This is a genomic window from Nonomuraea guangzhouensis (assembly GCF_019396345.1).
Classification (GTDB): Bacteria; Actinomycetota; Actinomycetes; order Streptosporangiales; family Streptosporangiaceae; genus Nonomuraea; species Nonomuraea guangzhouensis.
The window spans coordinates 372,124-398,187 of the sequence record NZ_JAHKRM010000001.1 but is presented as its reverse complement, the minus strand read 5'-3'; the positions used below and the strand labels follow the sequence as shown (position 1 = coordinate 398,187).

The following is a 26,064-nucleotide window of genomic DNA, read 5'->3' as shown; positions in this document are numbered from 1 at the left end:
ATGTCGCAAACGTGGTGGCGGGGGGCCGCGATCTATCAGGTCTACCTGCGCAGCTTCGCCGACGGCAACGGTGACGGCATCGGCGATCTCGCCGGGCTGCGCTCGCGCCTGCCGTACCTGAAGGATCTCGGCATCGACGCCATCTGGCTGAACCCGTGGTACCCGTCGCCGATGGCCGACGGCGGCTACGACGTGGCCGACTACCGGGGCATCGAGCCGGTGTTCGGCACGCTGGCCGAGGCGGAGAAGTTCATCGAGGAGGCGCACGAGCTCGACATCAAGGTCATCATCGACGTGGTGCCGAACCACAGCTCCACCGAGAACGCCTGGTTCCAGCAGGCGCTGGCCGAGCGTGGGGCCAGGGACCGGTTCTGGTTCCGCGACGAGCCGAACGACTGGCAGTCGATCTTCGGCGGGCCCGCCTGGACACAGGTCGCCGACGGGCAGTGGTACCTGCACCTGTTCGCCCCCGAGCAGCCGGACTTCAACTGGGACAACCCGGAGGTCCATCGCGAGTTCGAGGACGTGCTGCGGTTCTGGTTCGAGCGGGGCGCCGACGGGTTCCGGATCGACTCGGCGGCGCTGCTGTTCAAGTCCGAGACCTCGTACGAGGACCTCGACGGGGTGCACGAGGTCTACCGGCGCTGGCGCGAGATCGCCGACGAGTACGGCGAGCGGGTGCTGATCGGCGAGGTGTGGCTGCCCGACCAGGAACGCTTCACCCGCTACCTGCGCCCCGACGAGCTGCACACCGCCTTCAACTTCGACTTCCTGTCCTGCCCCTGGGAGCCCGCCGAACTGCGCCGGGTCATCGACCTCACGCTGACCACGCACGCGCCGGTCGGCGCTCCGCCGACCTGGGTCCTGTCCAACCACGACGTCACCCGCCCGGTGACCAGGTATGGCCGGTCGGACACGACGTTCGCGCACGGTGGGCGCCTGCACGGCATGCCCTCCGACCCGGAGCTCGGCCACCGCCGGGCCAGGGCGGCGGCCCTGCTGGCCATGGCGCTGCCCGGCAGCGTCTACGTCTACCAGGGCGAGGAGCTCGGGCTGCCGGAGGTCGAGGACCTGCCCGACGACCAGCGTCAGGACCCGATGTACCGCCGCTCCGGGGGCACCAACCGAGGCAGGGACGGCTGCCGCGTGCCGCTCCCGTGGGCGGGCGACGAGCCGCCGTTCGGCTTCGGCGGGACCCGCACCTGGCTGCCCCAGCCCGAGAGCTGGCGCAAGGTCACGGCCGAGGCCCAGGCGGCCGACCTCGGCTCGATGCTCAACCTCTACCGCACCGCGCTCGCCCACCGCCGCGACCTGCTCGGCGACGGCACGCTCACGTGGCTGGCGATGGGCCCCGACGTCCTGGCCTTCACCCGGGAGTCCGGCCTGACCTGCGTGTCCAACCTCGGTACCGCTCCCGTACGGCTGCCGGCGGGCCGGGTACTGCTGGCCAGCGGCCCCTTGGAGGACGGCGCCCTGCCGTCCGACACGACCGTCTGGCTAACATCGCTGAAATGACGCGCCTGCCATCCACGCCACCGGCCCAGCTCGACGCCAACGCCCTGGCCCTCTACGAGAAGATCACCGCGGGTCCGCGCGGCACCACGATGCTCGACGACCAGGGCGTGCTGGTGGGCCCGTTCAACGCCATGCTGCTCAGCCCGCCGGTGGGCGACGCGCTGCAGGAGCTCGGGGCGGCGATCCGTTATCGCTCCGGCCTGAGCGCCCGGGCCAGGGAGATCGCCATCCTGGTCGTGGCCGGTCACTGGGACAGCGCCTTCGAGCTGCGGGTGCACGAGGAGATCGGGCGCGGGCTCGGGCTGACCGAGGACGAGCTCGCGGCGCTGCGTACCGGGGCCCCGCTGGAGCTGGCCGATCCGGGGGAGGACGCGGTGCTCCGCGTCACCAGGGCGCTGGTGACGCGGGCCGACCTCGACGACCCGGAGTACGCGGAGCTGGGGGAGAGCGTGGTGTTCGAGCTGACCACGCTGGTCGGTTACTACGCCACACTCGCGCTCCAGCTCCGCGTCTTCCGCGTCTAGCCCTCTCTTGAGGTGCGTTGCCGCCGTGTCCGTCGCCGCGGGTCCGGCTGCGGCTTCGAAGGCGCCGGGACGCGGTGTCTCCTCGGCCACGACGCTCGGCGTGGGTGGCAACGGGTCGGTCAACACCCTGTCCGTGAAGGTGTCCTCGATCACCGACAGGTCGGCGACCGTCCACCTCGCACCACTCTGACGCCATGAGGACCCCAAGTTTCGGGCAGAGAGCGGGAGTCCTCCTGGCAGATCGGCCTCCGTCCAAGAGGCTCGGCACGTGCCTCAACCATGCCCACGCCAGATCGGGGGCGCCATAGCCCTGACACTGGCCGCGTCCGGCAGCGCGGCGGTGATCATGCCGGTGCTCCCGGCCACGGCCACCCGGGTGGACGCCACCTGCGCCGACAACGCCGGCGACGCCAGGATCATCCAGGCTGCCATCGACTCCTCCAAGGAGGGTGGTGAGGTCGTCTTCAAAGGCCCATGCCTGATCAACAAGACCATCTCCCTGCGCGGTCGCCGGACGTACCGGGGCGACGCCAAGGCCGGGACGGTGATCAAGCAGGCCGACGGCGCGAACCTGCCCGCCATGCTGGCCTCCGAGTCCTGGGTCGCCAACCAGCCGTACAGCTCCGACCCCGTACGCATCGAGCGGCTGACCCTCGACGGCAACCGCGACCACAACACCGGCACCGTGGGCCTGATGCTGCGTTCGTGGGACAGTCGCGTCTATGACGTGGACATCCTCGGCGCGCCCGCCGACGGCATCCGCATCAGCAACCCGTCCAGGAACGGCACCACGCTCCGCAACACCATGGTCAACAGCGTGATCAGCGACGTCTACATCGAGCGGTCGGGCGGCTCCGGGCTCAAGGTGGTCGATCCCGGCAACGCCGTGAGCGACTGGACGTTCCAGCGCTCCTGGATCGGCTTCAGCGGTACGAGTGCCATCGAAACGGACAACGCGGCCGGATGGACGTTCAGTGACCTGCACCTGTACGCGACGCCGAAGAACGCGATCGACGCCCACCGCTGCTTCGGCACCTCCATCCGGAACAACTACATCGAGGACTTCGGTACGAAGGCCACCGCGAAGCAGACCTATTACGGCATCCGCTGCGACCTTCAGGGCGAGGCCGGCACCACGATCGCCGGCAACCGGATCCACAAGTTCGGCGCCGACGGTCTGGTCCAGTCCAAGAAGCCCGGCCAGCAGCCGGACGCCCGCTTCGTCTACCTCGCCCTCGACTCCGTGAACTACGGCACCGGCCACGCCACCGTGACGGGCAACACCATCCTCGGCCACGGCACCAGACAGGAGACCGGGCTGCTGTTCAGGAGGGGCAAGGGCGACAGGTTGTCCATCGTCTCGACCGGCAACCTGGTCGATGATGTGGGCACCCCGCGTACGACCGGCCCCGGCGTACGGCTCACCAGCGGTTACTGACGCGTCAACGCCAGGTTGACGTAGCTTCTATCGTCAACTTATGGTTGACGCATGACGACGCGCCCGGCGTTATGCCTCGCCCTCGCGACCCTGATCCTGGTCGCCGTGGTGATCGGAGCACTGTGACCGAACGGACGGCGGACGACTGTCGGAAGGTTCCAGGCATTTCTCGGCCGACCCCGTCGTCCGGGTAGACGATGGAAGCGGCGATTCGGCATTTCAACGCAGAGGATCGAAGTCGACCAGGGTGGCGGGCTGCTTGCCGGTGGTGATCCACTCGGCCAGCAGCCGGCCGGTGATCGGGCCATGGGCCATTCCCCACATGCCGTGGCCGCCCGCCACGTAGACGGTGGGCGCCACCGTCGCGCCGATGAGCGGCCGTCCGTCCGAGGTGACGGGGCGAGACCCGACCCAGACGTCGGTGCGCTCGTCCCAGTGCACGCCCCGCAGCAGCGGGCGGGCGGAGGCGATGATGGCCTCCAGCCGGGCGGGCACCCGCGGGGCGTCCGGGTCGCGGAACTCCATGGTGCCCGCCACCCGCAGCCCGCCCTGGTACGGCGTGCACGCGACTCGGACATCGGGCAGGTAGATCGGGCCAGGGACAGGGTGGTCCACCGGTACGGTGAAGGAGTAGCCGCGACCCGCCCGCACCGGGACGCGCACGCCCCACTGGCGGGCCAGGCGGGGTAGCCACGCGCCGGTGGCCAGCACCACCGCGTCGGCCGACAGGACGGTTCCCTTGGCCGAGCACACGATGGCCTTCCTGTCGTCGGTGCGCACCTCGTCGACCTCGACGGCGTACACGGTCGCGCCGCGCCGCATGACGGCCTTGCCCAGGGCGTGCACGAAGGCGCCCGGGTCGACGTAGCGCTGCCCGTCGATGCGCACGCCCGCGCCCAGTTCCCGTCCGGAGAGCGGGACCTGCTCGGCGAGTCGCTCACGGTCCAGCACGGTGTGCTCGACGTGCTGGCCGACCGCCTGGAGTCTGCGCAGCTCGCGCAGCAGGCCCTCGGCCTCGCGGGGCGTGCGGAACGCGGCGGTGATCGGCGCCGCGACGACTGGGGCCGACACGCCGTTGGCGGCGAGCACCTCGTAGGCCTCGACGCACTCGTCGTTGAGCGGTACGTTGGCGCGCGCCGCCCTGGTCCAGGAGCGCCAGTGGCTGTTGGCGGCGAAGCGGGTCAGGAAGGCCCACAGGCCCGGGTCGAGGCTCGCGGGCACGTGCAGCGGCGCGGCCGGGTTCAGCAGGGATCGCAGGCCGTAGCGCAGCACGGCGGGCTCGTTCAGCGGGATGGCCAGGCCCGGCGCGATCCAGCCGGCGTTGCCCCAGGACGCTCCGGACGCCACCCCGCCGCGATCGACCACGTCGACCTGGACGCCGTGCTCCTGCAGGAACCATGCCGTCGACAGGCCCACGATGCCCGCGCCCACCACGATCGCCGAGCGCGGCCAGTTGCCGACCATGTCCAACCTCCAAGGGGTACGAACGCCGATGTCACGGCCAGCATCACCCATGCGGTGACCTGCGGCGTTGTGGGCGGGCGACAATCGTGGCGCGCTGATTGTGGATCCGGCACCACGCCCTCACCGGCACGGCGGGTAGGTGATCCAGGTCATCGGTGGGGTTCGTCCTCGGTGGCGGCGAGCATGATGGTCATGGCCAGGCGCTGGCGGGCGTCGCCCAGGTCCAGCGGAGTGAGCTCGTCCATCTTGCGCAGCCGGTTGCGCACGGTGTTGGGATGCACGCCGAGCCGCTCGGCGGCCGCGGTGAGGTCGCCCTGGGATCCCAGCCAGGCGCGCATAGTGGCGGCGAAGTGGGTGCCGTGTCGGGCGTCGTGCCGCAGCAGCGTGCTCACCGGCCCGCGGGGCGGGGTCCGGCCGGTGTGCGCGGCCATCCGCAACCGCCGCAGCAGGATGTCATCCCAGGACTCATCGTAGGCGGGCGCGAGGCCGCCGGGTCTGCTCTCGTGCAGCGCCAGACATTCGTCGGCCTCCTGGCGGCTTGCGGGTAGTTCCTCGATCTCGGCGGGTGCGCCGATCCCGGCCGCGACGTGCACCTGGGCAGGCAGCTCGGCACACAGCGCGCCGATCCATCGACGGGCCGCGTCGGCCTGCTCGGCGGGCAGGACGGTGTAAAGCGTTTCGCCGAGCAGCGCACTGCGGCCTGGCCTGGACCAGCCGAAGCCGGTGGTGGCCTGCTCGAAGGCCAGCAGCAGCGCGGCGTGGCGCTCGCCGCCGGTGCTCGCGCGCACCGCGACGACCCGCCACGGCTGCGCCGCCAGGCCCAGCCGGCTGATCACCGCGATGGCGTCGGCGCCGCCCTCCAGCAGCCGGATGACCAGGTCGGACTCCACCTGCCGCTCCAGGTCCGCGCTGGCTCGGGAGCGCAGCAGGTGCAGCGCTACCGTCCGCGCGCCGTCGGCCAGGGCGCGGCGGTGGGCGCCGGCCAGCGGACGTTCGCATGTCACCCAGACCGAGCCGAGCAGCTTTCGGCCGACCCGTACCGCCACCGCCATCCGCCCCGTCAGGCCGTGCTCGGCGTCGGCCGGGACGAACACCGGCTCGTCCGTCGCCGTCAGCCGGGTGAGAACCCCCTGCCGGTGGAACAGCTCGCGCAGCCGGTCGGGGACCCGGCGAGCGAGGATGGTCTCCAGCCGGGCCGGATCGCCCGCCTGCTGGGAGCGGGAGTAGGCCAGCACCCGTGAGAGCCGGTCCTCGATGGTCACCGCCCCGCCGATGGCGTCGGCCAGGCTGTCGGCCAAGGCGAACAGGTCGGTCGGGCCGCGTCCCGAGGCGGTCTCGCGGCTCTCCAGCACCAGCCCGTACACCACGCCGGCCAGCTGACTCCACGAGACCGTGGGATCGGCCAGCAGCACGGCCACACCGTACCGGTCGCCGAGCCCGGCGGCCTGCCGCTCCACCTTCGCGCCGCTCCTGCTTCCGTCGCCGGGCTCGCTGCCGTTCTGGTCGCCGTTCTGGTTGCCGGTGCCGGTGAGGGTGGGGCGGACCAGAACGGCTGTGGCCGTGGCAGCGACGGCCGACCGCACCGCCTCGGCGAGCGAGCCGGTGCCGATGGCCAGGAGCAGGTCGCCGGCGACGTGACGGTCGTCGGCATCGGACACGGCCACGCTGCGCAGCCATGCGACGCGGGCCTCGGGACGGTTGCATAGCCGCACGCCGTACCCGCCGAGCACGTTCAGCAGTCGATCCAATGTGATCATGATCAGCTCCCGGATGGGAGAAGGGGGCAGGATGTCCTGCCCCCTTCTTGTCGGGTGTCAGGCAACCTCGTGCTGCCGCTGGCAGTTGATGCAGGTACGCGCCAGCGGCCGGATCTTGAGCCGTTCGAACGGAATGCCCGCCTCGCAGTGGGTGCAACGGCCGTAGGTGCCGGCCACCAGCCTGTCGGTGGCCTGGGACAGCTCGGTGACGGCGCGCTCGGCGGCGGTGACCGAGACCATGAGTTCTTGCCAGGTGCCGTCGCCGCCGTTGCTGTCGCGTTCCTGTTCGCGCAGCCCGTCCAAGTGGAGCCTGCGCTGCTCCAGCTGCTCGGTCAGGTCCTGGTGCAGCGATTGCAGTTGCACGCCGCTGAGGTGGGTGTTCGTACGACGCCCGGTCATGATCATTTGTTCCTTTCTGCGACAGTACTCGTCAGGAGGCTGCGACGGGGAAGGTCCGGGGGGAGATGCTGTTGTGCCCGACCGCCTCAGCGGGCGGACAGGGCGGAGCCTGCGGCCAGGGCCGGTTGCAGGCACAGCCGCATCAGGCCGCGGACGGTGGCGTATTGCGGCTTGGGCGCCGCGGTGACGGGCATCCGCAGCGCGACGCGTAGCCGGCGCAGCAGATGCTCCTGGTGCGCGCCGCCACCGGTGACCAGCAGGCCGCGGGCCCGGGCGGCCGGCCGGGTGACGGCGGGCAGGCGGCCGAGCAGGCCCGCCGTCATGTCGACGACGCTGTCCAGCGCATAGGAGGTCAGCCCCGTCTCGGTGGTGGTGCTGAGCTGGAGGCCGACCGCGTCGCTGACGGTCCCGTCCCGCAGGACGACGGCCTCGACGATGCCCGCCCCGACGTCCAGCAGCAGGCGGGGGCGAGCCGCACCACAGGGCCGCCCTGCCTGCCGGGCACGGACCCACGCGGGCGCTTCAGGCCAGGCGAGAGGTGAACTGATCTGACACCGGTCATCACGATGATCGGCTCCTAGGTGGTGTCGAGGCAGACAGCGGCACGGAAAGGCGCCGCTGCTCGCCCTGCCATTGAGGACAGCTCGTGAGATGTCTTCGGATGCGGCGGCACGCGAACTTCGGCACCAGCGGAACCTGGGCGTGGGCGCGCGGTCAGATTTCGCGGCGGGTGGCCGCGAAACCGGACGGGAAGAACATCGACTAGGCGCGCGGCGGGCTGCGTGATCCCGCGGCGCGGTGCGCCAGTTGCTGCGGATCGCGGAAGGTGTCCGCGTCCGAGCCCGGTGACGGCAGCAGCGCCAGATGGGCGAGCGCACCGTGACGTGCGCCGCGCAGCGGCGGCCACAGCGACAGCACGTGGTGCTCGCGGACGCTTCCCGCCTGCGGCGGCAGGCTGGACAGGTCGGCGTCCTGCCCGCTCAGAGTCCACATCGTGCCGGAGACCGAAGCCTGCGCAGTGGCTGGGCCGCTACCGCTCGCCCCGCCCGCGGCACCGGTCAGCATCAACGACAGCAAAACCAGGGACAGCAGGACCAGGCCCATCGCGTCGGCGAGCGCGATGGACCTTCGTGGTGCTCTCCACGGTCCCCTCATGGGGCCGACCATAGCCCAGACCAGTGGAAAAGGCATGCCAGGCCATGACCGGGGCAGACGCACCCGTGCCGAAGCCAGGGTACGGTGGCCGCAATACCCACCCGAGCTCGGCCAGGAGGAGACGTGCGCAGCAGACTGCCCGCCGTCCTGCTCCTGCTGTTGTCGGTCTTCCTGCTGGGCCCCGCGCCCGGCGACGTCCATCCGCCCGGTGACCTTCACCCGCCCGCCACTGCCGGGCCGCAGGTCTGGTGGAGCGGCCCGTCCGAGCACGCCACGCAGGATGAGGCCCTGCCTCGGCTGCACCCTGCCCCCGGCGCGCCCACGCTGCCGATGTGGCTGGCCGTGCTGCCGTCCACCGCGCGGCCGGGCTCCCCGCCACGCCTCTTCGAGGCCGCCGCCGAACCTCCGGCCGCGGCGCCGCAGCCGGCCGCGCGCCGGGCCGCGGCACGAGCACCGCCTTCCACGACGCGCTGACGTCCCTTTTTCCTTTTCGACAGCCCGTGGAGGCTCTCATGTCCCGCGCGCCCTTCTGGCGCGCGGTGGCGGCGTGTGTCATCGTCGCCACCGCATTGCTCCTTTCCGTCACCATGTCGCCACGCCTCGGCCTGGACCTGCGCGGCGGCACCCAGCTCGTCTTCGAAGCCCGCGACACCCCCACGGTCACGGCCGACGCCGAGACCACCGACCGCGCCCTGGACGTGCTGGGCCGCCGCGCGGACGCGCTCGGCGTGGTCGATCCCACCCTGATCCGCTCAGGCGAGCGGCGCATCATCGTCGAACTGCCCGGCGTGCTCGACCCGCGCCAGGCCGCCGCCGTCATCGGCAAGACCGCCCAGCTCACCTTCCACCCGGTCCTGGGAGAGGCCGGCGACGCCGCCGCCGGCGCCGGGACGCGGGTCCTGGCGGACGAGTCCGGGCAGCGCCTGCGACTCGGCCCGGCCACGATCACCGGCGACGGCGTGACCGACGCCGCCGCGGGCCACGACCCGCAACAGGGGGCTGACTGGTACGCCACCGTCGACTTCCGCGACGCCGACGCCTGGGGGCGGCTGACCGGCGAGGCCGCCTGTCACGGCTCCGGCGACCCCCGCCGACGAGTCGCCATCGTCCTGGACAACGAGATCATCTCCTCGCCCCAGGTGAACCAGGGCGTGCCCTGCAAGACCGGCATCTCTGGCGGGTCCACGCAGATCACCGGCTCCTTCACCCACCAGGAAGCGCAGGATCTGGCCGTGCTGATCAAGGGCGGCTCGCTGCCCGTCCCGCTCGCCCTGATCGAACAGCGCACCGTCGGCCCCACCCTCGGCACGCAGGCCATCGAGGCCAGCGCCAAGGCGGGCGTCGCCGGCGTCCTGCTCACCGCGCTGTTCATCTCCCTCACCTACCGTCTGTCGGGGCTGATGGCCACCGTTGCGCTGGCGGCCTACGGGCTCATCTCCTACGCCGCCCTGGTCGCCCTCGGCGCGACGCTGACCCTGCCGGGCCTGGCCGGATTCGTCCTGGCCATCGGCATGGCGGTCGACGCCAACGTCCTGGTCTTCGAACGGGCACGCGAGGAGTACGGCCGCGCACCGCGCCGCGGCCTGCGCACCGCCCTGCAGCGAGGCTTCGCGGGCGCCTGGAGCGCCATCGCCGACTCCAACATCACCACTCTCCTGGCCGCCGGACTGCTGTTCTTGCTGGCCTCGGGGCCGGTGCGGGGCTTCGGCGTGACACTGGCCATCGGCGTGCTCGCCTCGTTCGCGTCGGCCATGCTCATCACCCGCGTCCTGACCCACGCCGTCATCGGCAGGACCGGTGCCCGGCTGTCGGGTCTGGCAGCGCAGGGCCGGGTCAGGACTTGGATCACCCGGCGCGACCCGGCCCTCATGGCCGCCGGCCGGCGCTGGCTGGCCGCGGCCGCCGTCCTGGTCGCCGCGGCCGTGGCCGGGCTGGTCCTGCACGGGCTGAACTTCGGCATCGAGTTCACCGGCGGCCGCATGGTGGAGTTCACGGCCGCGCGGCCGGTGAGCGCCGAGGCGGCCCGGGCGGCGGTGGCCGAGGCCGGGCATCCGGCGGCCAACGTGCAGATCTCCGGCGACGCCGTGTCCGTGCGGGCCGGCCAGATCAGCGCCGACGACGTCGCCGCCATCGAACGCGCGCTCGACGCCCGCGTCGGCGACGTCACCAAGCAGCGCGACGAGCTCATCGGCCCCAGCCTGGGCGAGGAGCTGCGCCGCAACGCGCTCATCGCGCTCGCCGTAGCGCTTGCGGCGCAGCTGATCTACTTGGCCGTCAGGTTCCGCTGGACGTTCGGCACCGCCGCGGTGCTGGCCCTTGTCGTGGACGCCGCCGCCGTGCTCGGCCTGTTCGCCTGGCTGGGCAAGCCCGTCGACGGGGTCTTCCTCGCGGCCATGCTGACCATCATCGGCTACTCCATCAACGACAAGGTGGTGGTCTTCGACCGCGTCCGCGAGCTGTGGCAGGCCCGGCGGCAGACCCGCTTCGCCGACGTCGTCAACGCCGCGATCCTGCAGACCGTGCCGCGGACCGTCAACACCGGCCTCGGCGCCCTGTTCATCCTCACCGCGCTGGCCGTCTTCGGCGGCGACACGCTGCGCGACTTCGCCATCGCCCTCATCGTCGGCATCGTGGTGGGCACCGCGTCCTCGTCATTCGTGGCCGGTCCCCTCGCGATCGAGCTCGAACGCCGCAGCAAGCAGCCCCCGCCCCAGCCGCCCGCGCCGCGCCGACGACGGCAGGGCACCGGCGCGGTCCTGTAATCCAACAGCCGCGCCGTCCGCGAACCGGCCGGACCCGCGGACGGCGCGGCCCCTCCGGACCTCGCGCAGGCCCGCAACGTGCACCGCCCGGCCGGTCCGAGCAACGCTCAGGTCAGACGTCCTTAAGGGCGTCAGCGAAGGGCAGCGGAAGCCCACCCGATCGCCACCTGGGTCACCCAGGCGAACAGGAATCTCGTCATGGACCCACAGGATGTCGTGCCGTCGAGATCAGGCCAGCGGGCGTACGGTCACAAGGGCGATCACCAGAGCGAGGACCAGGACGTCGACGGAGATCGCCGCAGCTGAGTCGGCGACCCGCACCCTGCTGACGATCGCGCCGGCCATCAGCACGAGCAGCAGACCAAGCCGTATCGACATGACGACGGTCACGATATGCATCGGCGTTCTCCAGGGAGTCGGCGGGTGTGCCGTGAACCCCGGGGCGCGACTCGAGATGCAGGACGACGGCAATGTCGTCATCTACGACGGCAGCCGCCCGCTCTGGTCCACGAAGACAGGCAGGTAGCCCGGGTCACTGCCGGAAGGCGTCGGCGTGGTCGGCGACCCACTCGGCAAAGGTGCGCGGGGGGCGGCCGAGGATCCGCTCCACCTCGCCGGTGATCGGTACGGGCTTACCGATGCTGTCCGCGAAATAGCTCAGCAAGGAGTCGACCTGCTCCTTGCGTACCCCGTGCGCCATCATCGCCTGCGCGGCCATGTCCGGGCTGATCTCCTGGTACCGCAGCGGTCGTCCCACCACCGAGCCGATGATCTCCACCTGCTCGGCGAAGGTCAGCCCTTGCGGCCCGGTCAGCGCGGGCGCCTGCCCCAGCAGTTCGTCCCCGAGCAGCGCCCGCACGCCGACGGCGGCGATGTCCGCCTCGTGAATAGGCGACGTGCGGGCCTGGGCGTACGGTCCGCGGACCACATCCCCGGCCCGGAGCTGGGGCACCCAGCGCAAGGAGTTCGCGGCGAAGGCGCCTGGGCGCAGATGCGTCCATTCCGGGACGGCGGCCTCCACCGCCTCCTCCAGCGCCCGGTGGACCGCGGCGTTGCCGCCCTCCTCCGGGTCCGCCTCCTCGGCGACGACCAGGGCCGAGACGGTGACGACCCGCCGCACCCCCGCCGCCCTGGCCGCCTCCAGCAGGGCGACAGAGCCGCCCGTGCTGTTCAGCACGAGGGCGGACACACCGTCGAAGTCGGGCCGGCCGCTGTCACACGCCTCGACCCCTTCGGGAAAACGGGCCGTATCGGGGGTACGGGTCAGCGCGCGTACCTTCACACCCTTGGCGGCCAGCTCGGCGATGAGCGGCCGGCCGATGTTGCCGGTGGCTCCGGATACCAGAATCATGCGGTGCCTCTTTCCAGGTGAGAGAGTTTGTCGGGGTTGGTCACGGCGTAGATGCCGCACACCTGATCGCCGTCGGGGACGAGATCGAGGACGATGACCGCGAACGGCGTGTCACCGGACAGCAGCAGCGCCGACGGATCGCCGTTGACGGTCCGGAAACGGATGTTGAGATCGGAGACGGGCCGCCGGATCGCGTTGCCGACGATGACCCGGGCGATCTTGTCCCGCCCGTGGACCGGCCGCAGACCGGCCGCCCGCGCCTTGCCCCCGCCATCGGCCCACATGACCACGTCCGGCGCCAGCACCCGCATGAGCGCGTCGAGGTCCCCACCGGCGACGGCCGCGATGAACCGCTCCGTCACCTCCTGCCGAACCCGCGGGTCGGCCGGGTAACGCGGGCGCCGGGCGTGCACGTGCTCGCGGGCGCGATGAGCGAGCTGGCGGATCGCCGACGGGCTGCGGTCCAGGATGCCGGCGATCTCGGTGTGGGCGTACCCGAAGACCTCGTTCAGCACGAACACCGCCCGCTCCAGCGGCGTCAGCGTCTCCAGCACCACCAGCAGCGCCATCGACAGCGATTCGGTCCGCACCGCCGGATCCACGGTGTCGGGCGGCTCGGTGACGATCGGCTCGGGCAGCCAGGGACCGACGTAGTCCTCCCGGCGGCGGCTGATGCTCTCCTGCCGGGCCAGCGCCCGGTTGACCGCGATCCGCACCAGGTACGCGCGCGGGTTGACGATCTCCTCACCCGCCGCGCTCCTGGGCGCCCAGGCCAGCCAGGTCTCCTGCAGGACGTCCTCGGTGTCGGCGACGCTGCCCAGCATGTTGTAGACGATCGAGAACAGCAGCTCCCGATGACCGGTGAAGACGCTCGTCGCCTGCTCGCTCATCGTGCGCCCCTCCTTTCAGGGTCACTATCTGAGAGCGGCACCGCACCCCGGAGTGTGACCAGATCCCGGCAAATGTGACCGGCGTCTCACCCTCGCCGATGTACAGAAGGAGAAGACGGCTCCGACTCTTCCGTGAGACGAGCACCCGGAACGTGGGAGGCAGTGAGATGAGCAAGGTCACCTGTGACATCGCGATGTCCGTCGACGGCTTCGTGGCGGGCCCGAACCAGAGCTTGGAGCACCCGCTCGGCGAGGACGCGGAGGAGCGCCTGCACCGCTGGATGTTCGACGAGCGCGAGACGCACGCGGAGATCATCGAGGGCGTCCTCGCGGCCGGGGCCTTCATCATGGGGCGCAACATGTTCAGCCCCGGCCGGGACGCCTGGGACCTGGACTGGAGCGGCTGGTGGGGCGACGAGCCGCCGTACCACGCGCCGGTCTTCGTCCTCACCCACCACCCGCGCGAGCCGCTGCCGATGAAGGGCGGCACGACGTTCATCTTCGTCACCGAGGGGATCGAGGCGGCCCTGGCCCAGGCCCGCGAGGCCGCCGGCGCCCGCGACGTCGCCATCATGGGCGGCGCGTCGACCGTGAACCAGTACCTGGCGGCGGGGCTGATCGACGAGCTGCGCCTGCACGTCGCGCCGGTGATCCTGGGCAGGGGCGAGCGGCTGTTCGACGGCGTGGGGGACACCAACCTCGAACCCGTCGGCGACGTGTCGGGCACCGGCCTGGTCACGCACCTGAGGTACCGCGTGATCCGGTAGCGCGGTGAAGGTCGTAAGGGCGAGCCCGCCGGCCGCGCCAAGGCCCAACCTGCCCTCAGGAGGTGGGGACGTGCGCGGGGATGTGCTGGTCGATGAGGATGCGTGCCGCGGCGACGGATCGGGCGGCGGGGCCGGAGGGGCCGAGCGTGGCCGCGTTGGCGTAGAGGCCGGAGATGATGAGCATCAGCATGTCGGCCAGGGCGTCGGGATCGGTGGCGCGTGCCGCGACGGCGAGGGCGCGCAGCCGCTCGCGTAGCCGGCCGAGGTGGGAGACGGCCTCCCGGCGGCCAGGATGGCCGGGGTCGCGGAACTCCGCCGAGGTGTTGTAGAAGGTGCAGCCGTGGGCGTCGGAGCCCTGGGTGCTCTCTTGCGCGTGCTCCACGATGGCCAGGAGCTGGCGGGCGGGGTCGCCCTCGTGTCGGGCGATCGCGCTGTCGATCTGTGCCCAGGCCTGGTCGTGCAGCTCGCCCACCCAGGCGCTCACCAGCTCGTCCTTGCTGGTGAACTCGCGGTAGAGCGCGCTCTTGCCGAGCCCCGTCTCCTCGACGACCTGCTGCATGCCCACGGCCCGCGCGCCCTGCTCGCCGAACAGGCGGGCGGCCGTCTGGAGGATGCGCCGGCGAGTGCCGGGAACGGGTCTGCGCGTCACCGTCGGGTCCTTTCGCGAGGAGTTCAAGGATCTACGTTGACAGCCTAGCGCCCTGCCCCCAAGATTGGACCGATCGGTCCGGACTGATCGGTCCGTTATGAATGGGGGTGTTCTTGTATGACCGAGACCGCGGCCGGCACCCGGAGAGGGAATGCCGGTCTGCTGCTCGCGGTGATGTCCGCCGTACAGTTCCTGGACGCGATGGACATCGCCAGCATCGGGCCCGCCCTGCCGCTCCTCCAGCGTGACCTGGGCATGTCGCCCGAGGCATTGCAGTGGGTGGTGAGCGGCTACGCGCTGGGTTTCGGTGGATTCCTGCTGTTAGGCGGGCGGCTGGCCGATCTGTTCGACCGCAGGAGGCTGTTGCTCGGCTGGCTGGTGGTGTTCGTCGTCGCCAGTCTCGTCGGCGGTCTGACCAGCGAGGGCCTGTTTCTCGTGGTCGCCCGCCTGCTCAAGGGCGTCAGCGCCGGCTTCACCGCGCCGGTGGCCATGGCGCTGTTGCTGGACACCTTCCGCGAGGAACGGGCCCGCAACCGCGCGCTGGGAACCTTCCTGGCCATCTCCTCCTCCGGCTTCTCACTGGGCCTGGTGTTCGGGGGCGCGCTGGCGCAACTCCACTGGCGGCTGGTCTTCCTGCTGCCCGCGGCGGTCGGCGTCGTCGTCACGCTCGTGGCCGCCGCCGTGGTGCCGCAGGACAGCACGGGAAGAACCCGGACCGGGCGCCTGGACGTCCTCGGCGCGATGCTGGTCGCGGGCACCGCGATCACTCTCGTGTACGGAGTCAGCCAGGCCTCCATCGTCGGCTGGAGCCATCCGCTCACCCTGGCAGCGCTCGGCGTGTCCGCCCTCCTGCTCGCCCTGCTCCTCGTCGTGGAACGCGGGCATCCGGCGCCGCTCATACCGCTGTCAATCTTCGCCAGGGCAGGGCTGGTGCGGGCGAACGTCGGCATGCTCATGTTCGGCGCTTACGTGGCCTTCCAGTTCGTCCTGACGCTCTATTACGAGAGCACGCTGGGCTGGTCACCGCTACAGACGGCGCTGTCCTTCCTGCTCGGCGGCCTGCTCACCGGCACCACCGCCAGGTACTGGGCGGCGGCGGTGACCAGGTTCGGCGCCTGGCCGGTCGCCACCGCCGGGCTGTTCCTGCTCGCCGCCGGCTACGCGGTCTGGGCCGTGCTGATCGGCCGAGTCGAACCACTGGCGGTCCTGCTCATCCAGCAAGTGCTGGGCGGGGTCGGGTTCCCCGCCGCCTACTCGGCTCTCAACATCGCCGCCGTGGCAGGCGCTGGACCGGAGGAGCAGGGCCTGGCCTCGGGCTTGTTCAACGCAAGCGCCCAACTCGGTACCAGCTTGGTCACCGCCGTCACCGCCACCATGCTCGTCGCCAATGGCGGGGCGATGGTGGGCGGCTACCGGGCCGGACTCTGGACAGTCGTCGCTGTGTCCCTGGCCATCACCCTGCTGTCGGCCCTGGGAACGAGAACTCCACAACCATGAAAGGAAATCCCATGCGCATCTACACCGCCACCGCCACTTCCGAAGGCCGCGACGGCCGGGCGGTCTCCTCGGACGGCCGGCTGGACGTCCAGCTCGCCCTGCAGAAAGAGCTGGGCGGCGACGGCGCCGGCACCAATCCCGAACAGCTCTTCGCCGCCGGGTACGCCGCCTGCTTCGCCACCTCCATGAAACTCGTGGCGGGCCGGCAGAGCCTCGACGTGTCCGACGCCTCGGTCACCGCGGAGGTCGGCCTGTCACCCAACGGCAAGGGCGGCTACGCGCTGGACACCGTCCTGCGCGTGAAACTGCCCGCCACTCTCACCGAGGAACAGGCACGAACCCTCCTGGACACCACGCACCAGGTGTGCCCGTACTCCAACGCCACCCGCGGCAACATGCCCGTCGAACTGCTCCTCGACTGACGAACACGACGCCCGCCCCAAATGTACGAGCTGCGCCTGCACGTGGCGCCGGTGATCCTCGGCAGGGGCGGGCGGCTGCGTCGGGGTCTCATAGGCGTTGCTCCGCTGGGCCGACAGGCGAGTCCCCTAATGAATGGGAGGGAGTATGCGACAGCCGGGCGGGGCCGGCATCTCGCCGAAGTCTCACAGTCCTCTCTCTGGGTTGAAGCACCAGCCGCTCGCAGTTGGCCGGCCGCTGCAGAGGCGTACGTGCTCGCGCCAGGTCCACTGGCCTCATGAATACATCGCCGATTGAAGGTCCATCGCGGTGAGAGCCGGGATTCCCACGAAAAGTTTATACCGAATGTTCAACGATACCGTTGAAGGCATGGACATCAAGGACACGGCCCGGCCGTTCGATGGTGCGGGCGTCTCGGCATTCCTCCGGTCGCTTCCCGCCAAGCCCCTGCTGCTCGGCCTGGGCGAGGCCAGGCACTTCGTGGGGGAGTTGGGCGAGTTGCGCAACGAGCTCTTCCGGCATCTGGTCGAGCACGAGGGCTACCGCTCGTTCGCCATCGAGAGCGACTGCCTCATGGGCCTCGTGGTCGACGACTACCTCGCGACGGGCGCGGGCACGCTCGATGACATCATGGAACGCGGCTTCAGCCACAACTTCGGCACGTCAGAGGCCAACCGCGAGCTCGTACGCTGGATGCGGGAGTACAACGAGCAGCATGATGAAAAGCTCCGGTTCTTCGGCTTCGACGGTCCGGTGGAGTACTGGGCGGCGAGCCCGCGCCAGGCACTGACCGCCCTCTACTCTCTCCTCGACGGCCCGCTCCCGTGCACGATGGAAACCCTCGACACGCTGCTGGGCCCCGACGAGCGGTGGTCGAACGAGGCCACGGCCATGGATCCGTCCCAGTCGATCGGCCAGTCCGCCGAAGCCCAGCGACTGCGCGTGATCGCCGACGACCTGGTGGCCCTGCTCGACACACAGTCGCCGCGGCTGAGTGCGGAGGACAGGGAGCTGGCGCACCTTTACGGGCGCACCGCCGTCGGCCTGCTCCGCTACCACCACTGGATGGCCGACGCGTCGCCGGCACGGTGGACCCGGCTGTCGGCCCTGCGGGACGCGATGATGGCCGCCAACCTGCGTGCCATCGCCGAGCGCGGCCCGGTCCTGGCCTTCTCATCCAACCTCCACCTGCAGCGGAACAAGACCCTCATGTCGTTCGGCGACCAGCAGTTGGAGTGGTGGAGCGCGGGGGCGATCGCCGGGACGCACCTGGGCGACCGGTACGCCTTCCTGGCCTCGGCCATCGGCACGGCCGGCGACGACATTCCGTCCCCGGACACCATCGAGGGCATCCTGTCCACCCTCCCGTGGGACCACGCTCTCATCGATGCCCGCCGCCTGGCCGAGACCATCACGAAGCCCGCCCCGCGCATCTCCCACGATTTCGCGTATTTCCCGCTGGACCCGGCCCAGCTCGACATGATCGACGGCGTCGTCTTCCTCAAGCAGGCGGTCAGGCTGAAAAAGCTGGGTTGACAGGCGTGCGCGGTTTGGCAGCTGCCGGTTCAGCAGACCACGATGCCGAGCTCGACCAGTAGCCTCCAGACATCCGTCGAAGGAACGCGGTCAAGCACCTTGCAGTCGTCCGCATGTCCGAGCTTGGCCGTGCAGGCCAAGCTCGGACAGTTGGTGATCAGATTTCTCGCCCGGCTGACGGCGTCCTTCTCCCTCCCGTCCAGTGCCTGCCGACAGGTGGCACTGATGTGCTTTTCGAAGTCACGAAAGGCACGGTGAGCAGCTCTCAGCCGGTTCTGTACGTTCTTCGACGTATACGTCCCCGCCGCCCCTGACCCGAAGTGAAGCAGCAACCAGAGTTCGAAGCACGGGTGAGAGAACGCGACCTTCACCCCCATCGCCTCGGCTCGTGCGTGGGACCGCTCGACGTGGCTGTGGTCGTCTCGGTCGAAGAACGCCCACACCTGTTCGCGCCCGGGATCATCCAACTCACCGAGCTTTTCGAGCGCCCAATCCACTACTTCGTGGGGCTTCAAACCCTTGCGTTTCCAGAGGACATGGATCTCGAAGGCCCGTGGATCACCGCTGAACCGCTCCTCCAGATAGCCGAGATAATCCCGCTCGGTGCTTTCCCCCTTCCACCACGGCATAGATCACTTCGCGCTTCCGGCCTTCGGTCACCGAACGCGGCACACGTGCACCACCGGTCGGTGGGCCCTTCTTCTTGACTTTGCTCACGTGTCCGCCTCGGCGGCCCGCTGCTCGACTTCCACGGCCATGCCACCAAGCCCGATACGTGGTACCCCGCCATATCTGCCGCGCAAATATCCACGCTCCAGGCTCTCGTCCGCACGCACGCCCACCGAGGTGAGCGGATAAAGCTCAGATTCGCCGGTCTTTCGCTTCTCCGTGATCCATACCTGCTCCCGGTTCAGCGGCCGCTCGACGTGAGCCTTGCTCAGCAACGTGGCATCGTGCCCGGTGAACACGAGTTGCGCGCCCAGAGGGTTGGCAACAGGGTCCTCGAACAGCCGGACGACCTCGGCGACCAGCACGGGATGCAAGCTGGAATCGAGCTCGTCAACCAGCAGCACCGCTCCATCATCGAGTGCTTTGAGCAGCGGCCCCAAAAGGGCGAACCAGGCGAGCGTGCCGAAGGACTCCTGGTGGAGGAAGTCGAACGGCACTGGACCGTCTTTGCCGTGATGCAGGAGGGAGACCTCCGGCATTTCCTCGCCCCGGTCCTCGACCTCGACTCCGGTCACCCCCAGGTCGGCGACGGTTATCAGCCCCTCGACTCGGTTGCGGAACTCGGGGTTCAGGAGCTTCGAGTGGGTGTAGACATCGCGCTGATACGGATCGTCACCCGGGCCGACCAGCCACAGATTGTCCTTGAACCAGTCGTGCAGCGGCATCAGCTGCTTCATCTGAAGCGATCCGGCGGCTGTGAGAAACAGCGCGTTGGGCCGCGTGTACTCGACCACCGGCTTCTTGGCGCCCTTCAGTCGATCGCTGGGAAACCGGTATTCGTCCCCGTCCCGGTCGGCGTCCCGGTCGAACCAGACCTGCCGCCGGCGGCTGCCTTGCGGGAAGACATGCAACCATTCTGTTTCGACTCGCTCGTCGGACGCCTCGAATCCATAGACGTATCTGTCCTCTCCGATGAGCACGTCGACCTCGAACAATGAGGCTTCGTTCATCGCCTCGCGATCCAGGACGAACGGTCGCCGCGGCACGCCTTTGAGACGCGCCCAGTCGGCCACCGAATCGAGAACGGCGTGGCGCATCCACCGCATGGCATCGAGCACATTCGTCTTGCCGGAGGCGTTGGCGCCGAAGATAGCGGCTACCGGGGAGATACGAAGGCCGTTGACGGTGCGTGCTGCGCGGTCGCCTCCATCTGGAGCCAGTAGTGACAGCTCGAACTCGCCGCGAAACGACAGGACGTTCGCCGCTCGGAACCCTGTCAGCATGCCCGAGCCTCCAGCCTCGATGAGGTGTCCGTCATCATTCTAAGCCTTCATTCGTTAGAAACCCACGACAGACGACTTAGAATCCGGCTCATGTCCTGATCGAGATTTCCCATGGAAGTGGTTCAGGCCGGGGGTAGGGGGGCCGGCAGGCCACCGCCACATGGCGCAGCCCCAAGGAAGACAGCCCGAGCGAAGAGCGAGGACCATGCTTGTAAATGGGGGCGTCAGCCCCCGGCAACACAGTCCGACCCTTGAGGGAGGTCCTCGCTTTAGGCGGATTCGCGAACGACCAGCTCGGTGGGCAGGATGACGGGCTCGGCGGAGCCGCCCGTGAAGAGGTCCAGCAGCAGTTGCACCATGGCCGCCGCCTGCTCGGCGACCGGGTGTCGCACGGTGGTCAGCGGTGGTTCGGTGTACTTGGCGGCCTCTATGTCGTCGAAGCCCACCACCGCCACGTCGTCCGGCACCCGCCGACCGGCCAGGCGGAGTGACTGCAGCGCGCCCACCGCCATCAGGTCGTTCGCCACGAAGACGGCGTCCAGTCCGGGGTCGTCGCCCAGGAGCTGGCGCATGGCCACCGCGCCGGATTCGCGGGTGAAGTCGCCTACCGCGACGATGGAGCGGCGGTCGGAGTCGCGCAGGATGTTGCGGTAGCCCGTGAGGCGGTCCTGGCCGCCGATCATGTCCTGGGGGCCGGCGATCGTGGCGATGCGGCGTCTGCCCGACTCGACCAGGTGACGGACCGCTGACTCGGCGCCGCCGATGTTGTCGTTGTCGACGTACGGGATGTCGATGGGTACGGCGGGCCTCCCGTACGAGACGACCGGGACGCGCAGGCGGGACAGCGCGGTGGGGAGCGGGTCGGCGCCGTGCATGGAGATGAGCATGACGCCGTCCACGTGGCCGCCTGCGATGTACCGCTCCACGCGCGCGTGGCTCTTGGCGGAGGAGGCCAGCATGAGGACGACCTGCTTGTCGGCCGCCTCCAGTTCGACGCTGGCCGAGCGGATGGCCGTGGCGAACATCGGGTCCTCGGAGAACACCCTGGTCGGTGGCTCGGAGACGACCAGCGCGACCGAGTCGGTGCGCTGGGTGACCAGGCTGCGCGCCGCCGGGTTGGGCAGGTAGCCCAGCTCGTCGATGGCGCGCAGCACGGCGTCGCGGATGTCCGGCGCCACAGTCGTCTGCCCGTTGACCACCCGGGACGCGGTGGCGCGGGAGACCCCCGCACGGGCGGCGACCGCCTCCAGCGTCGGCCGCCTCATGGCCGCGCCGCATCAGGGCGGGCGGTCGCATGGTCTTGCGCCATGTGGGAGAGCACGGAAGGAATCTACAGGCCGTTCCTGCCGATCACGTCCCGATACCACAGCGCACTGTCCTTGGGCCGCCGAGCGAGCGTCTCGTAATCCACGTGCACGATCCCGAACCTGCGCCGATAGCCCTCCGCCCACTCGAAGTTGTCCAGCAGCGACCACACCAGATAGCCCCGCAGGTCGGCCCCCGCCGCGATGGCCCGGTGCACCTCGCGCAGGTGCCCCTCCAGGTAGGCGACCCGGTCGGTGTCGTGCACCCGGCCGTCCGTCACGACGTCGTCGAAGGCCGCGCCGTTCTCGGTGACCATCAGGCCGACCCCCGGGTAGTCCTGCGAGAGCCGTACCAGCAGCCTGGACAGGCCGTCCGGGACGATGGGCCAGCCCATCGCGGTGGTGGGCGCGTCGGCGGTACGGAAGCGCACGTCCTCCGAGCCCGGCCACGCGGGGTCGACGGGGGAGCCGGGGCCCGCCTCCACGACACAGGGGTTGTAGTAGTTGATCCCGATCTGGTCGATCGGGGCGTTGATGATCTCCAGGTCGCCGTCGAGGATGTGGTCGGTGCCGCCGTTGCGCGCGGCCGCCTCCAGCACCTCGGCCGGGTAGCTGCCGTGGCGGGCGGGGTCGAGGAACTGCCTGGTCAGCAACGTGTGGATGCGGTGCACGGCGGCCGCGTCGGCCGCGTCTGGGGTCGCCTGCGGGTCGTTGACCTGGGCGGGGGTGAGCACGGGGGCCGAGTTGATGACGAGCATGATGTTCTCGGCGCCCAGCGAGCGCAGCCGCCTGGCGGCCAGGCCGTGGCCCAGGAGCAGGTGGTGCGCCGAGCGCATGGCGTCCGCGGCCCGCCTGCGGCCGGGCGCGTGCACGCCGTTGCCGTAGCCGAGGTAGGCGGCGACCCACGGCTCGTTCAGCGTGGTCCAGTGGGCGACGCGGTCACCCAGCTTCTCGTGTACGGCCTGCGCATAGTCGGCGAAATAGTACGCCGTATCGCGATTTGTCCAGCCACCCTCACCCTCAAGCGCCTGCGGCAAATCCCAGTGATAAAGCGTGACATAAGGCGAAATGTCGGCGGCCAGCAGCGCATCCACCAGCCGGGAGTAGAACCCGAGCCCTTGAGGATTGACCTTCCCGCGACCGTCCGGCTGGATCCGCGGCCACGCGATCGAGAACCGGTAGGCCGCCAGCCCCAGCTCCCGCATCAGCGCGACGTCATCGCGATACCGATGGTAATGGTCACAGGCCACGTCCCCGGTGTCGCCGTCCGCCACGTTCCCGGGGCTGTGGGAGAAGGTGTCCCAGATGGACTGGCCGCGCCCGTCCTCCTTGACCGCCCCCTCGATCTGGTAGGAGGCGGTGGCGGCCCCCCACACGAAGTTCTCCGGGAAAATCATCCCTTAACAGCTCCTTGCATGATTCCGCCGATGATCTGCTTGCCGAACAGGGCGAAGACCAGCACCAGCGGCAGGGTTCCCACCGCCGTGCCGGCCAGCCCCAGGACGTAGTCGTTGACGTACCCGCTGGCCAGTGTCGACAGGGCGACCTGCACCGTCGGGTTGTCCGGGTTCAGGACGACCAGCGGCCAGAAGTAGTCGTTCCAGGCCGACATGAACGTCAGCATGCCGAGCACCGCCGCAGCGGGCCGCGCGACGGGCAGCACCACGTGCCAGAACAGCCCCCACGTCGTGCACCCGTCCACCCGGCCCGCCTCCAGCAGCTCGGTCGGCAGGGCCCTGGACAGGTACTGCGTCATGAAGAACACCCCGAAGGCGTTGACCAGGGCCGGCACGATCAGCGCGTAGTTCGTCCCGGTCCATTCGAGTTTCACCATGAGCAGGTAGAGCGGGATGATGCCGAGCTGCGTCGGCACCATCATGGTCGCGACCGTGACCAGCAGCATGATGTTCTTGCCCCTGAAGCGCAGCTTGGCGAAGGCGAACCCGGCCAGCGTCGAGAAGAACATCACCGCGAGAGAGATCGACCCCGCCACGATGACCGAGTTCGCCAGCGCCAGCCCGAAGGGCACGGTGTCGAAGACCCGGGCCACGTTGGCGAAGAAGTTCCCGCCGGGCAGCAGCGGCGGCGGCACCTCGGCCAGCGCCGAGTTGTGCCGGGAGGCCACGACCACGCTGTAGTAGAGCGGGAACGCCGAGAAGAAGGCCACCCCGGTCAGCGTCAGGTAACGGAGCCTCATAGCAGCCCGCCCTTCACCCGCCGGGTCAGCAGATAGTTCACGCCCGCCACGACCACCACGGCCAGGAACATCAGCCAGGAGGCCGCCGAGGCGTAACCGAAGTCGAACTTGGTGAACCCCTGCTCGTACACGAACAGCGCCAGCGTCTGGAACTGCCGGTCGGGCCCGCCGCTGACGGCGCCGCCCCCGGCGCCGCTGCTCGCCCCGAACAGCAGCGGTTCGGCGATGATCTGCATCGCGCCGATCGAGGAGACGATGACGACGAAGATGATCGTGGGCCGGATCATCGGGATGGTGATCTTACGGAGCTGGGTGAAGCCGGACGCTCCGTCGAGGGTGGCGGCCTCGTACAGCTCACGCGGTACGGCCTGCATCGCGGCGAGGAAGATCAGCGCGTTGTAGCCGGTCCAGCGCCACATGATCATGGTGGACAGTGCGACGTGCGAGCTCGCCGTGCCCGCCGCCCAGTCGACGCTGCCGGCCCCGAACCAGGACAGCACCCAGTTGATCAGCCCGAAGTCCCGGCCGAACAGCTGGCTGAAGATCACCACGACGGCCACCACGCTGGTGACGTTGGGCAGCAGCAACGAGATCCTGAACAGCGTCTGCATCCGCAGCCGCCGGTTCAGCAGGTGCGCCAGCCAGATGGCCAGCAGCAGCTGCGGCACGGTCGACAGCACCCCGATGGACAGCGTGTTGAACGTCGCGTTCCAGAAGTAGCCGTCGCCGAGCAGCGTGCCGAAGTTCTTCAGCCCGACGAACGTGTGCTCCTCGGACAGCAACGTCCAGTCGTGCAGGCTCACCCAGGCCGTGTAGGCCAGGGGGAACAGCCCGAAGGCGCAGAACAGCAGGAAGAAGGGGGCGACGTAGGCGTACGGCGACGCCCTCACGTCGAGGGTGTGCCGCACGCTGCGCCCGCGCCGCCTGGCGACGGTGAGCGGAAGGGAGCTCATTTGATCTTCTTGACGTCCTCGAGCACCTGGGCCCACGCCTGGTCGGGACTCTGCTTGCCCTGCTCGACCCGGCCGAGCCCGTCCCCGACCACCGTGCGGACATCGGCCTCCTTCGGGCCGAGATGCTGCGGCTTGAGCGACTTGGCGGCCTCGGAGTAGATCTTGCCGATCGGCGCGTCACCGAAGAACGGCTTGGTGAAGTTCTGGATCGACGGGTCGTCGTACAGCGCCGGGATCGACGGGAACGTGCCCTCCTCCTTGAACACCTTGGCCTGGTTGTCCTTGGAGGTGAGGAAGTCGATCAGCTCGGCCGCCTCCTTGGGGTGCTTGCTCTGCTTGGGGATCATCAGATGTGAGCCGCCACTGTTGCCCGAACCACCGGGTACGGGAGCGATGTCCCACTTGCCGGACGCGTCCTTGGCCTGTTCCTGGATGAACCCGGTCATCCACGCCGGGCAGATGATCGTGGCGAACGACCCCTTGGCGAAGCCGGTGTTCCACGGCGGCGAGAAGGCCGCGAGCTTGGCGGTGAGCCCGTTCTGGGTGAGCTGGTTGGACAGGTCCCACGCCTTCTTCACGTCGGGGTTCGTGGCCACGATGATCTGGTCCTGGGCGTCATAGAGCCCGACCGGCGCCTGGTTCACCATGGCGCGGAAGATCTCGCCGGGCGCGTCCACGAACTTGGTGCCCGAAACGCCGGCCGCCGCGAACTTCTTACCGGTCTCGATGTACTGCTCCCAGGTCGGCCAGAGCCCGCCCACCTCGGTACGGTCGGTCGGCAGCCCGGCCTTCTTGAACAGGTCCTTGCGGTAGCACATGGCCAGGCCGCCCACGTCGGTGCCGAGGCCCAGCACCTGCTGCCCGTCCTTGCTCAGGCCCTGCTGCCACTTCCAGTCGAGGTAGTCGCCCTGCCGCTTGTCGAGCCCGTACTGCTTGAGGTCGACGAACTTGCCGGGCTGGGCGGTGAACGTGCTGATGTAGCCCACCTCGACGGCCTCGACGTCACCCGCCCCGGCGTTCGTGGCCAGCCGCTTGACCAGGTTGTTGTGGTGATCGTTGAACTGGGTGACGTTCTCGACGATCTCGATGTTCGGGTGGGTCTTCTTGTACTCCTCGTAGAGGGGCTTGAAGCCGAAGTCGCCGAAGAGGCCGACGGTCAGCTTGACCTTCTCTCCGGGCGCGGCCGTCGTGCCGGCGGTGTTGTTCGCGCCGCCGCCTCCGCACGCCGATGCCAGGGCGAGGAGGGAGGCGGTGAGCAGGGGTACGGCGAGCTGCCGGAAGCGGGGGGTCATGGAGCCCTCCAAGGTTTCGAAGGAGACTGAGAGAGCGCTCTCTCAAGAGATTCGCGGCCATAACATGGGCCTGTCAACGAGTGTTGGATAACGATCCGAGCTACTGGGAGAGCGTGTTCACAAGGAGCTCCGGCATGTGGCGGAAATGTGGCGATTTTGTGGTGGCGTCAAGGAGATTGATCACAAGAACCCCGAGAGGAGGACTCCATGAAGATCGAGGTCCGCAAGGTCGAGCCCATCAA

26 protein-coding genes are annotated in these 26,064 nt (G+C 69.6%); 10 read left to right on the top strand and 16 right to left on the bottom strand.

The features are described 5' to 3' along the window. The 4 genes from KME78_RS01805 (at position 1) to KME78_RS66960 (ending at position 3,477) form a co-directional block, all read left to right on the top strand. Positions 1–1,515: a glycoside hydrolase family 13 protein gene (locus tag KME78_RS01805; protein WP_219526916.1), complete on the top strand. Its 1,515-nt coding sequence runs from the start codon at positions 1–3 to the stop codon at positions 1,513–1,515. After that, positions 1,512–2,039, top strand: a complete 528-nt coding sequence (locus KME78_RS01800) for a carboxymuconolactone decarboxylase family protein (protein ID WP_219526915.1) — start codon at positions 1,512–1,514, stop codon at positions 2,037–2,039. The genes KME78_RS01805 and KME78_RS01800 overlap by 4 nt, the downstream gene beginning before the upstream one ends. 25 nt (positions 2,040–2,064) lie before the next feature. Next, entirely contained in the window at positions 2,065–2,229 is a 165-nt protein-coding gene (locus KME78_RS01795) for a hypothetical protein (protein ID WP_219526914.1), read from the top strand. Between the two features lie 78 nt (positions 2,230–2,307). Next, complete coding sequence (locus tag KME78_RS66960; RefSeq protein ID WP_219526913.1) at positions 2,308–3,477, top strand: right-handed parallel beta-helix repeat-containing protein; 1,170 nt, start codon at positions 2,308–2,310, stop codon at positions 3,475–3,477. 219 nt (positions 3,478–3,696) lie between these two features. Here KME78_RS66960 and KME78_RS01785 read toward each other — a convergent pair whose 3' ends face one another. From KME78_RS01785 to KME78_RS01765, 5 genes are all read right to left on the bottom strand, one after another. Further along, complete coding sequence (locus tag KME78_RS01785; RefSeq protein WP_219526912.1) at positions 3,697–4,941, bottom strand: NAD(P)/FAD-dependent oxidoreductase; 1,245 nt, start codon at positions 4,939–4,941, stop codon at positions 3,697–3,699. 149 nt (positions 4,942–5,090) lie between these two features. Beyond that, positions 5,091–6,698 (bottom strand): PucR family transcriptional regulator, encoded by a 1,608-nt coding sequence (locus KME78_RS01780; RefSeq protein WP_219526911.1) that lies wholly within the window; start codon positions 6,696–6,698, stop codon positions 5,091–5,093. 57 nt (positions 6,699–6,755) lie between these two features. Continuing rightward, positions 6,756–7,097, bottom strand: a complete 342-nt coding sequence (locus KME78_RS01775; protein WP_219526910.1) for a TraR/DksA family transcriptional regulator — start codon at positions 7,095–7,097, stop codon at positions 6,756–6,758. An 86-nt stretch (positions 7,098–7,183) separates the two neighbouring features. After that, positions 7,184–7,420 carry a hypothetical protein gene (locus KME78_RS01770; protein WP_219526909.1) on the bottom strand — a complete coding sequence of 79 codons (237 nt, stop codon included), beginning with the start codon at positions 7,418–7,420 and terminating at the stop codon, positions 7,184–7,186. A 439-nt stretch (positions 7,421–7,859) separates the two neighbouring features. After that, entirely contained in the window at positions 7,860–8,252 is a 393-nt protein-coding gene (locus tag KME78_RS01765; protein WP_219526908.1) for a hypothetical protein, read from the bottom strand. 123 nt (positions 8,253–8,375) lie between these two features. Between KME78_RS01765 and KME78_RS01760 the strand changes: the two genes are divergently transcribed. Both KME78_RS01760 and secD read left to right on the top strand, forming a co-directional pair. Then, complete coding sequence (locus KME78_RS01760; protein WP_219526907.1) at positions 8,376–8,726, top strand: hypothetical protein; 351 nt, start codon at positions 8,376–8,378, stop codon at positions 8,724–8,726. Between the two features lie 38 nt (positions 8,727–8,764). Beyond that, on the top strand, positions 8,765–11,014 hold the full coding sequence (gene secD / locus KME78_RS01755) for a protein translocase subunit SecD (RefSeq protein WP_219526906.1): 2,250 nt from the start codon (positions 8,765–8,767) through the stop codon (positions 11,012–11,014). A gap of 228 nt (positions 11,015–11,242) precedes the next feature. On the opposite strand, the gene KME78_RS01750 is transcribed toward secD, so the two are convergent. The 3 genes from KME78_RS01750 to sigJ form a co-directional block, all read right to left on the bottom strand. Continuing rightward, positions 11,243–11,413 (bottom strand): hypothetical protein, encoded by a 171-nt coding sequence (locus tag KME78_RS01750; RefSeq protein WP_219526905.1) that lies wholly within the window; start codon positions 11,411–11,413, stop codon positions 11,243–11,245. Between the two features lie 133 nt (positions 11,414–11,546). Next, positions 11,547–12,365: an NAD(P)H-binding protein gene (locus KME78_RS01745; protein ID WP_219526904.1), complete on the bottom strand. Its 819-nt coding sequence runs from the start codon at positions 12,363–12,365 to the stop codon at positions 11,547–11,549. After that, complete coding sequence (gene sigJ / locus KME78_RS01740; protein ID WP_219526903.1) at positions 12,362–13,255, bottom strand: RNA polymerase sigma factor SigJ; 894 nt, start codon at positions 13,253–13,255, stop codon at positions 12,362–12,364. The genes KME78_RS01745 and sigJ overlap by 4 nt, the downstream gene beginning before the upstream one ends. A 167-nt stretch (positions 13,256–13,422) precedes the next feature. Between sigJ and KME78_RS01735 the strand changes: the two genes are divergently transcribed. Continuing rightward, on the top strand, positions 13,423–14,022 hold the full coding sequence (locus KME78_RS01735) for a dihydrofolate reductase family protein (protein WP_219526902.1): 600 nt from the start codon (positions 13,423–13,425) through the stop codon (positions 14,020–14,022). A 55-nt stretch (positions 14,023–14,077) separates the two neighbouring features. On the opposite strand, the gene KME78_RS01730 is transcribed toward KME78_RS01735, so the two are convergent. Then, a complete protein-coding gene (locus KME78_RS01730; protein ID WP_219526901.1) occupies positions 14,078–14,671 on the bottom strand; it encodes a TetR/AcrR family transcriptional regulator in 594 nt (197 codons plus the stop codon). A 117-nt stretch (positions 14,672–14,788) separates the two neighbouring features. Here KME78_RS01730 and KME78_RS01725 point away from each other — a divergent pair, with 117 nt between their 5' ends. From KME78_RS01725 to KME78_RS01715, 3 genes are all read left to right on the top strand, one after another. Beyond that, positions 14,789–16,168 (top strand): MFS transporter, encoded by a 1,380-nt coding sequence (locus KME78_RS01725; RefSeq protein WP_219526900.1) that lies wholly within the window; start codon positions 14,789–14,791, stop codon positions 16,166–16,168. An 11-nt stretch (positions 16,169–16,179) separates the two neighbouring features. Then, positions 16,180–16,590 carry an organic hydroperoxide resistance protein gene (locus KME78_RS01720; protein ID WP_219526899.1) on the top strand — a complete coding sequence of 137 codons (411 nt, stop codon included), beginning with the start codon at positions 16,180–16,182 and terminating at the stop codon, positions 16,588–16,590. A 367-nt stretch (positions 16,591–16,957) separates the two neighbouring features. Beyond that, entirely contained in the window at positions 16,958–18,124 is a 1,167-nt protein-coding gene (locus KME78_RS01715) for an erythromycin esterase family protein (protein WP_246650124.1), read from the top strand. 29 nt (positions 18,125–18,153) lie between these two features. Here KME78_RS01715 and KME78_RS01710 read toward each other — a convergent pair whose 3' ends face one another. From KME78_RS01710 to KME78_RS01680, 7 genes are all read right to left on the bottom strand, one after another. Continuing rightward, positions 18,154–18,753 carry an RloB family protein gene (locus KME78_RS01710; RefSeq protein ID WP_219526897.1) on the bottom strand — a complete coding sequence of 200 codons (600 nt, stop codon included), beginning with the start codon at positions 18,751–18,753 and terminating at the stop codon, positions 18,154–18,156. 84 nt (positions 18,754–18,837) lie between these two features. Then, positions 18,838–20,076: an AAA family ATPase gene (locus KME78_RS01705; protein ID WP_219526896.1), complete on the bottom strand. Its 1,239-nt coding sequence runs from the start codon at positions 20,074–20,076 to the stop codon at positions 18,838–18,840. 269 nt (positions 20,077–20,345) lie between these two features. Next, complete coding sequence (locus KME78_RS01700) at positions 20,346–21,341, bottom strand: LacI family DNA-binding transcriptional regulator (protein ID WP_219526895.1); 996 nt, start codon at positions 21,339–21,341, stop codon at positions 20,346–20,348. A gap of 65 nt (positions 21,342–21,406) precedes the next feature. Next, on the bottom strand, positions 21,407–22,777 hold the full coding sequence (locus KME78_RS01695) for a GH1 family beta-glucosidase (RefSeq protein WP_219526894.1): 1,371 nt from the start codon (positions 22,775–22,777) through the stop codon (positions 21,407–21,409). Further along, the gene (locus KME78_RS01690; RefSeq protein ID WP_219526893.1) at positions 22,774–23,577 is read right to left on the bottom strand and encodes a carbohydrate ABC transporter permease; all 804 of its coding nucleotides are present in this window, start codon (positions 23,575–23,577) and stop codon (positions 22,774–22,776) included. Before KME78_RS01690 ends, KME78_RS01695 begins: the two co-directional genes overlap by 4 nt. Beyond that, the gene (locus KME78_RS01685; protein ID WP_219526892.1) at positions 23,574–24,530 is read right to left on the bottom strand and encodes a carbohydrate ABC transporter permease; all 957 of its coding nucleotides are present in this window, start codon (positions 24,528–24,530) and stop codon (positions 23,574–23,576) included. Before KME78_RS01685 ends, KME78_RS01690 begins: the two co-directional genes overlap by 4 nt. Beyond that, positions 24,527–25,822, bottom strand: coding sequence for an ABC transporter substrate-binding protein (locus tag KME78_RS01680; protein ID WP_219526891.1), 1,296 nt, complete (start codon positions 25,820–25,822; stop codon positions 24,527–24,529). Before KME78_RS01680 ends, KME78_RS01685 begins: the two co-directional genes overlap by 4 nt. Positions 25,823–26,064 lie beyond the last annotated feature (242 nt).

Excerpts from the sequence above, each read along its gene's own strand:
- KME78_RS01805 (WP_219526916.1), top strand. The coding sequence starts at position 1 with ATGTCGCAAACGTGGTGGCGGGGGGCCGCGATCTATCAGGTCTACCTG.
- KME78_RS01800 (WP_219526915.1), top strand. The coding sequence starts at position 1,512 with ATGACGCGCCTGCCATCCACGCCACCGGCCCAGCTCGACGCCAACGCC.
- KME78_RS01785 (WP_219526912.1), bottom strand. The coding sequence starts at position 4,941 with ATGGTCGGCAACTGGCCGCGCTCGGCGATCGTGGTGGGCGCGGGCATC.
- KME78_RS01780 (WP_219526911.1), bottom strand. The coding sequence starts at position 6,698 with ATGATCACATTGGATCGACTGCTGAACGTGCTCGGCGGGTACGGCGTG.
- KME78_RS01775 (WP_219526910.1), bottom strand. The coding sequence starts at position 7,097 with ATGACCGGGCGTCGTACGAACACCCACCTCAGCGGCGTGCAACTGCAA.
- KME78_RS01770 (WP_219526909.1), bottom strand. The coding sequence starts at position 7,420 with ATGACGGCGGGCCTGCTCGGCCGCCTGCCCGCCGTCACCCGGCCGGCC.
- KME78_RS01765 (WP_219526908.1), bottom strand. The coding sequence starts at position 8,252 with ATGAGGGGACCGTGGAGAGCACCACGAAGGTCCATCGCGCTCGCCGAC.
- secD (WP_219526906.1), top strand. The coding sequence starts at position 8,765 with ATGTCCCGCGCGCCCTTCTGGCGCGCGGTGGCGGCGTGTGTCATCGTC.
- KME78_RS01750 (WP_219526905.1), bottom strand. The coding sequence starts at position 11,413 with ATGCATATCGTGACCGTCGTCATGTCGATACGGCTTGGTCTGCTGCTC.
- KME78_RS01745 (WP_219526904.1), bottom strand. The coding sequence starts at position 12,365 with ATGATTCTGGTATCCGGAGCCACCGGCAACATCGGCCGGCCGCTCATC.
- sigJ (WP_219526903.1), bottom strand. The coding sequence starts at position 13,255 with ATGAGCGAGCAGGCGACGAGCGTCTTCACCGGTCATCGGGAGCTGCTG.
- KME78_RS01735 (WP_219526902.1), top strand. The coding sequence starts at position 13,423 with ATGAGCAAGGTCACCTGTGACATCGCGATGTCCGTCGACGGCTTCGTG.
- KME78_RS01725 (WP_219526900.1), top strand. The coding sequence starts at position 14,789 with ATGACCGAGACCGCGGCCGGCACCCGGAGAGGGAATGCCGGTCTGCTG.
- KME78_RS01720 (WP_219526899.1), top strand. The coding sequence starts at position 16,180 with ATGCGCATCTACACCGCCACCGCCACTTCCGAAGGCCGCGACGGCCGG.
- KME78_RS01715 (WP_246650124.1), top strand. The coding sequence starts at position 16,958 with ATGGACATCAAGGACACGGCCCGGCCGTTCGATGGTGCGGGCGTCTCG.
- KME78_RS01710 (WP_219526897.1), bottom strand. The coding sequence starts at position 18,753 with ATGCCGTGGTGGAAGGGGGAAAGCACCGAGCGGGATTATCTCGGCTAT.
- KME78_RS01705 (WP_219526896.1), bottom strand. The coding sequence starts at position 20,076 with ATGCTGACAGGGTTCCGAGCGGCGAACGTCCTGTCGTTTCGCGGCGAG.
- KME78_RS01700 (WP_219526895.1), bottom strand. The coding sequence starts at position 21,341 with ATGAGGCGGCCGACGCTGGAGGCGGTCGCCGCCCGTGCGGGGGTCTCC.
- KME78_RS01695 (WP_219526894.1), bottom strand. The coding sequence starts at position 22,777 with ATGATTTTCCCGGAGAACTTCGTGTGGGGGGCCGCCACCGCCTCCTAC.
- KME78_RS01690 (WP_219526893.1), bottom strand. The coding sequence starts at position 23,577 with ATGAGGCTCCGTTACCTGACGCTGACCGGGGTGGCCTTCTTCTCGGCG.
- KME78_RS01685 (WP_219526892.1), bottom strand. The coding sequence starts at position 24,530 with ATGAGCTCCCTTCCGCTCACCGTCGCCAGGCGGCGCGGGCGCAGCGTG.
- KME78_RS01680 (WP_219526891.1), bottom strand. The coding sequence starts at position 25,822 with ATGACCCCCCGCTTCCGGCAGCTCGCCGTACCCCTGCTCACCGCCTCC.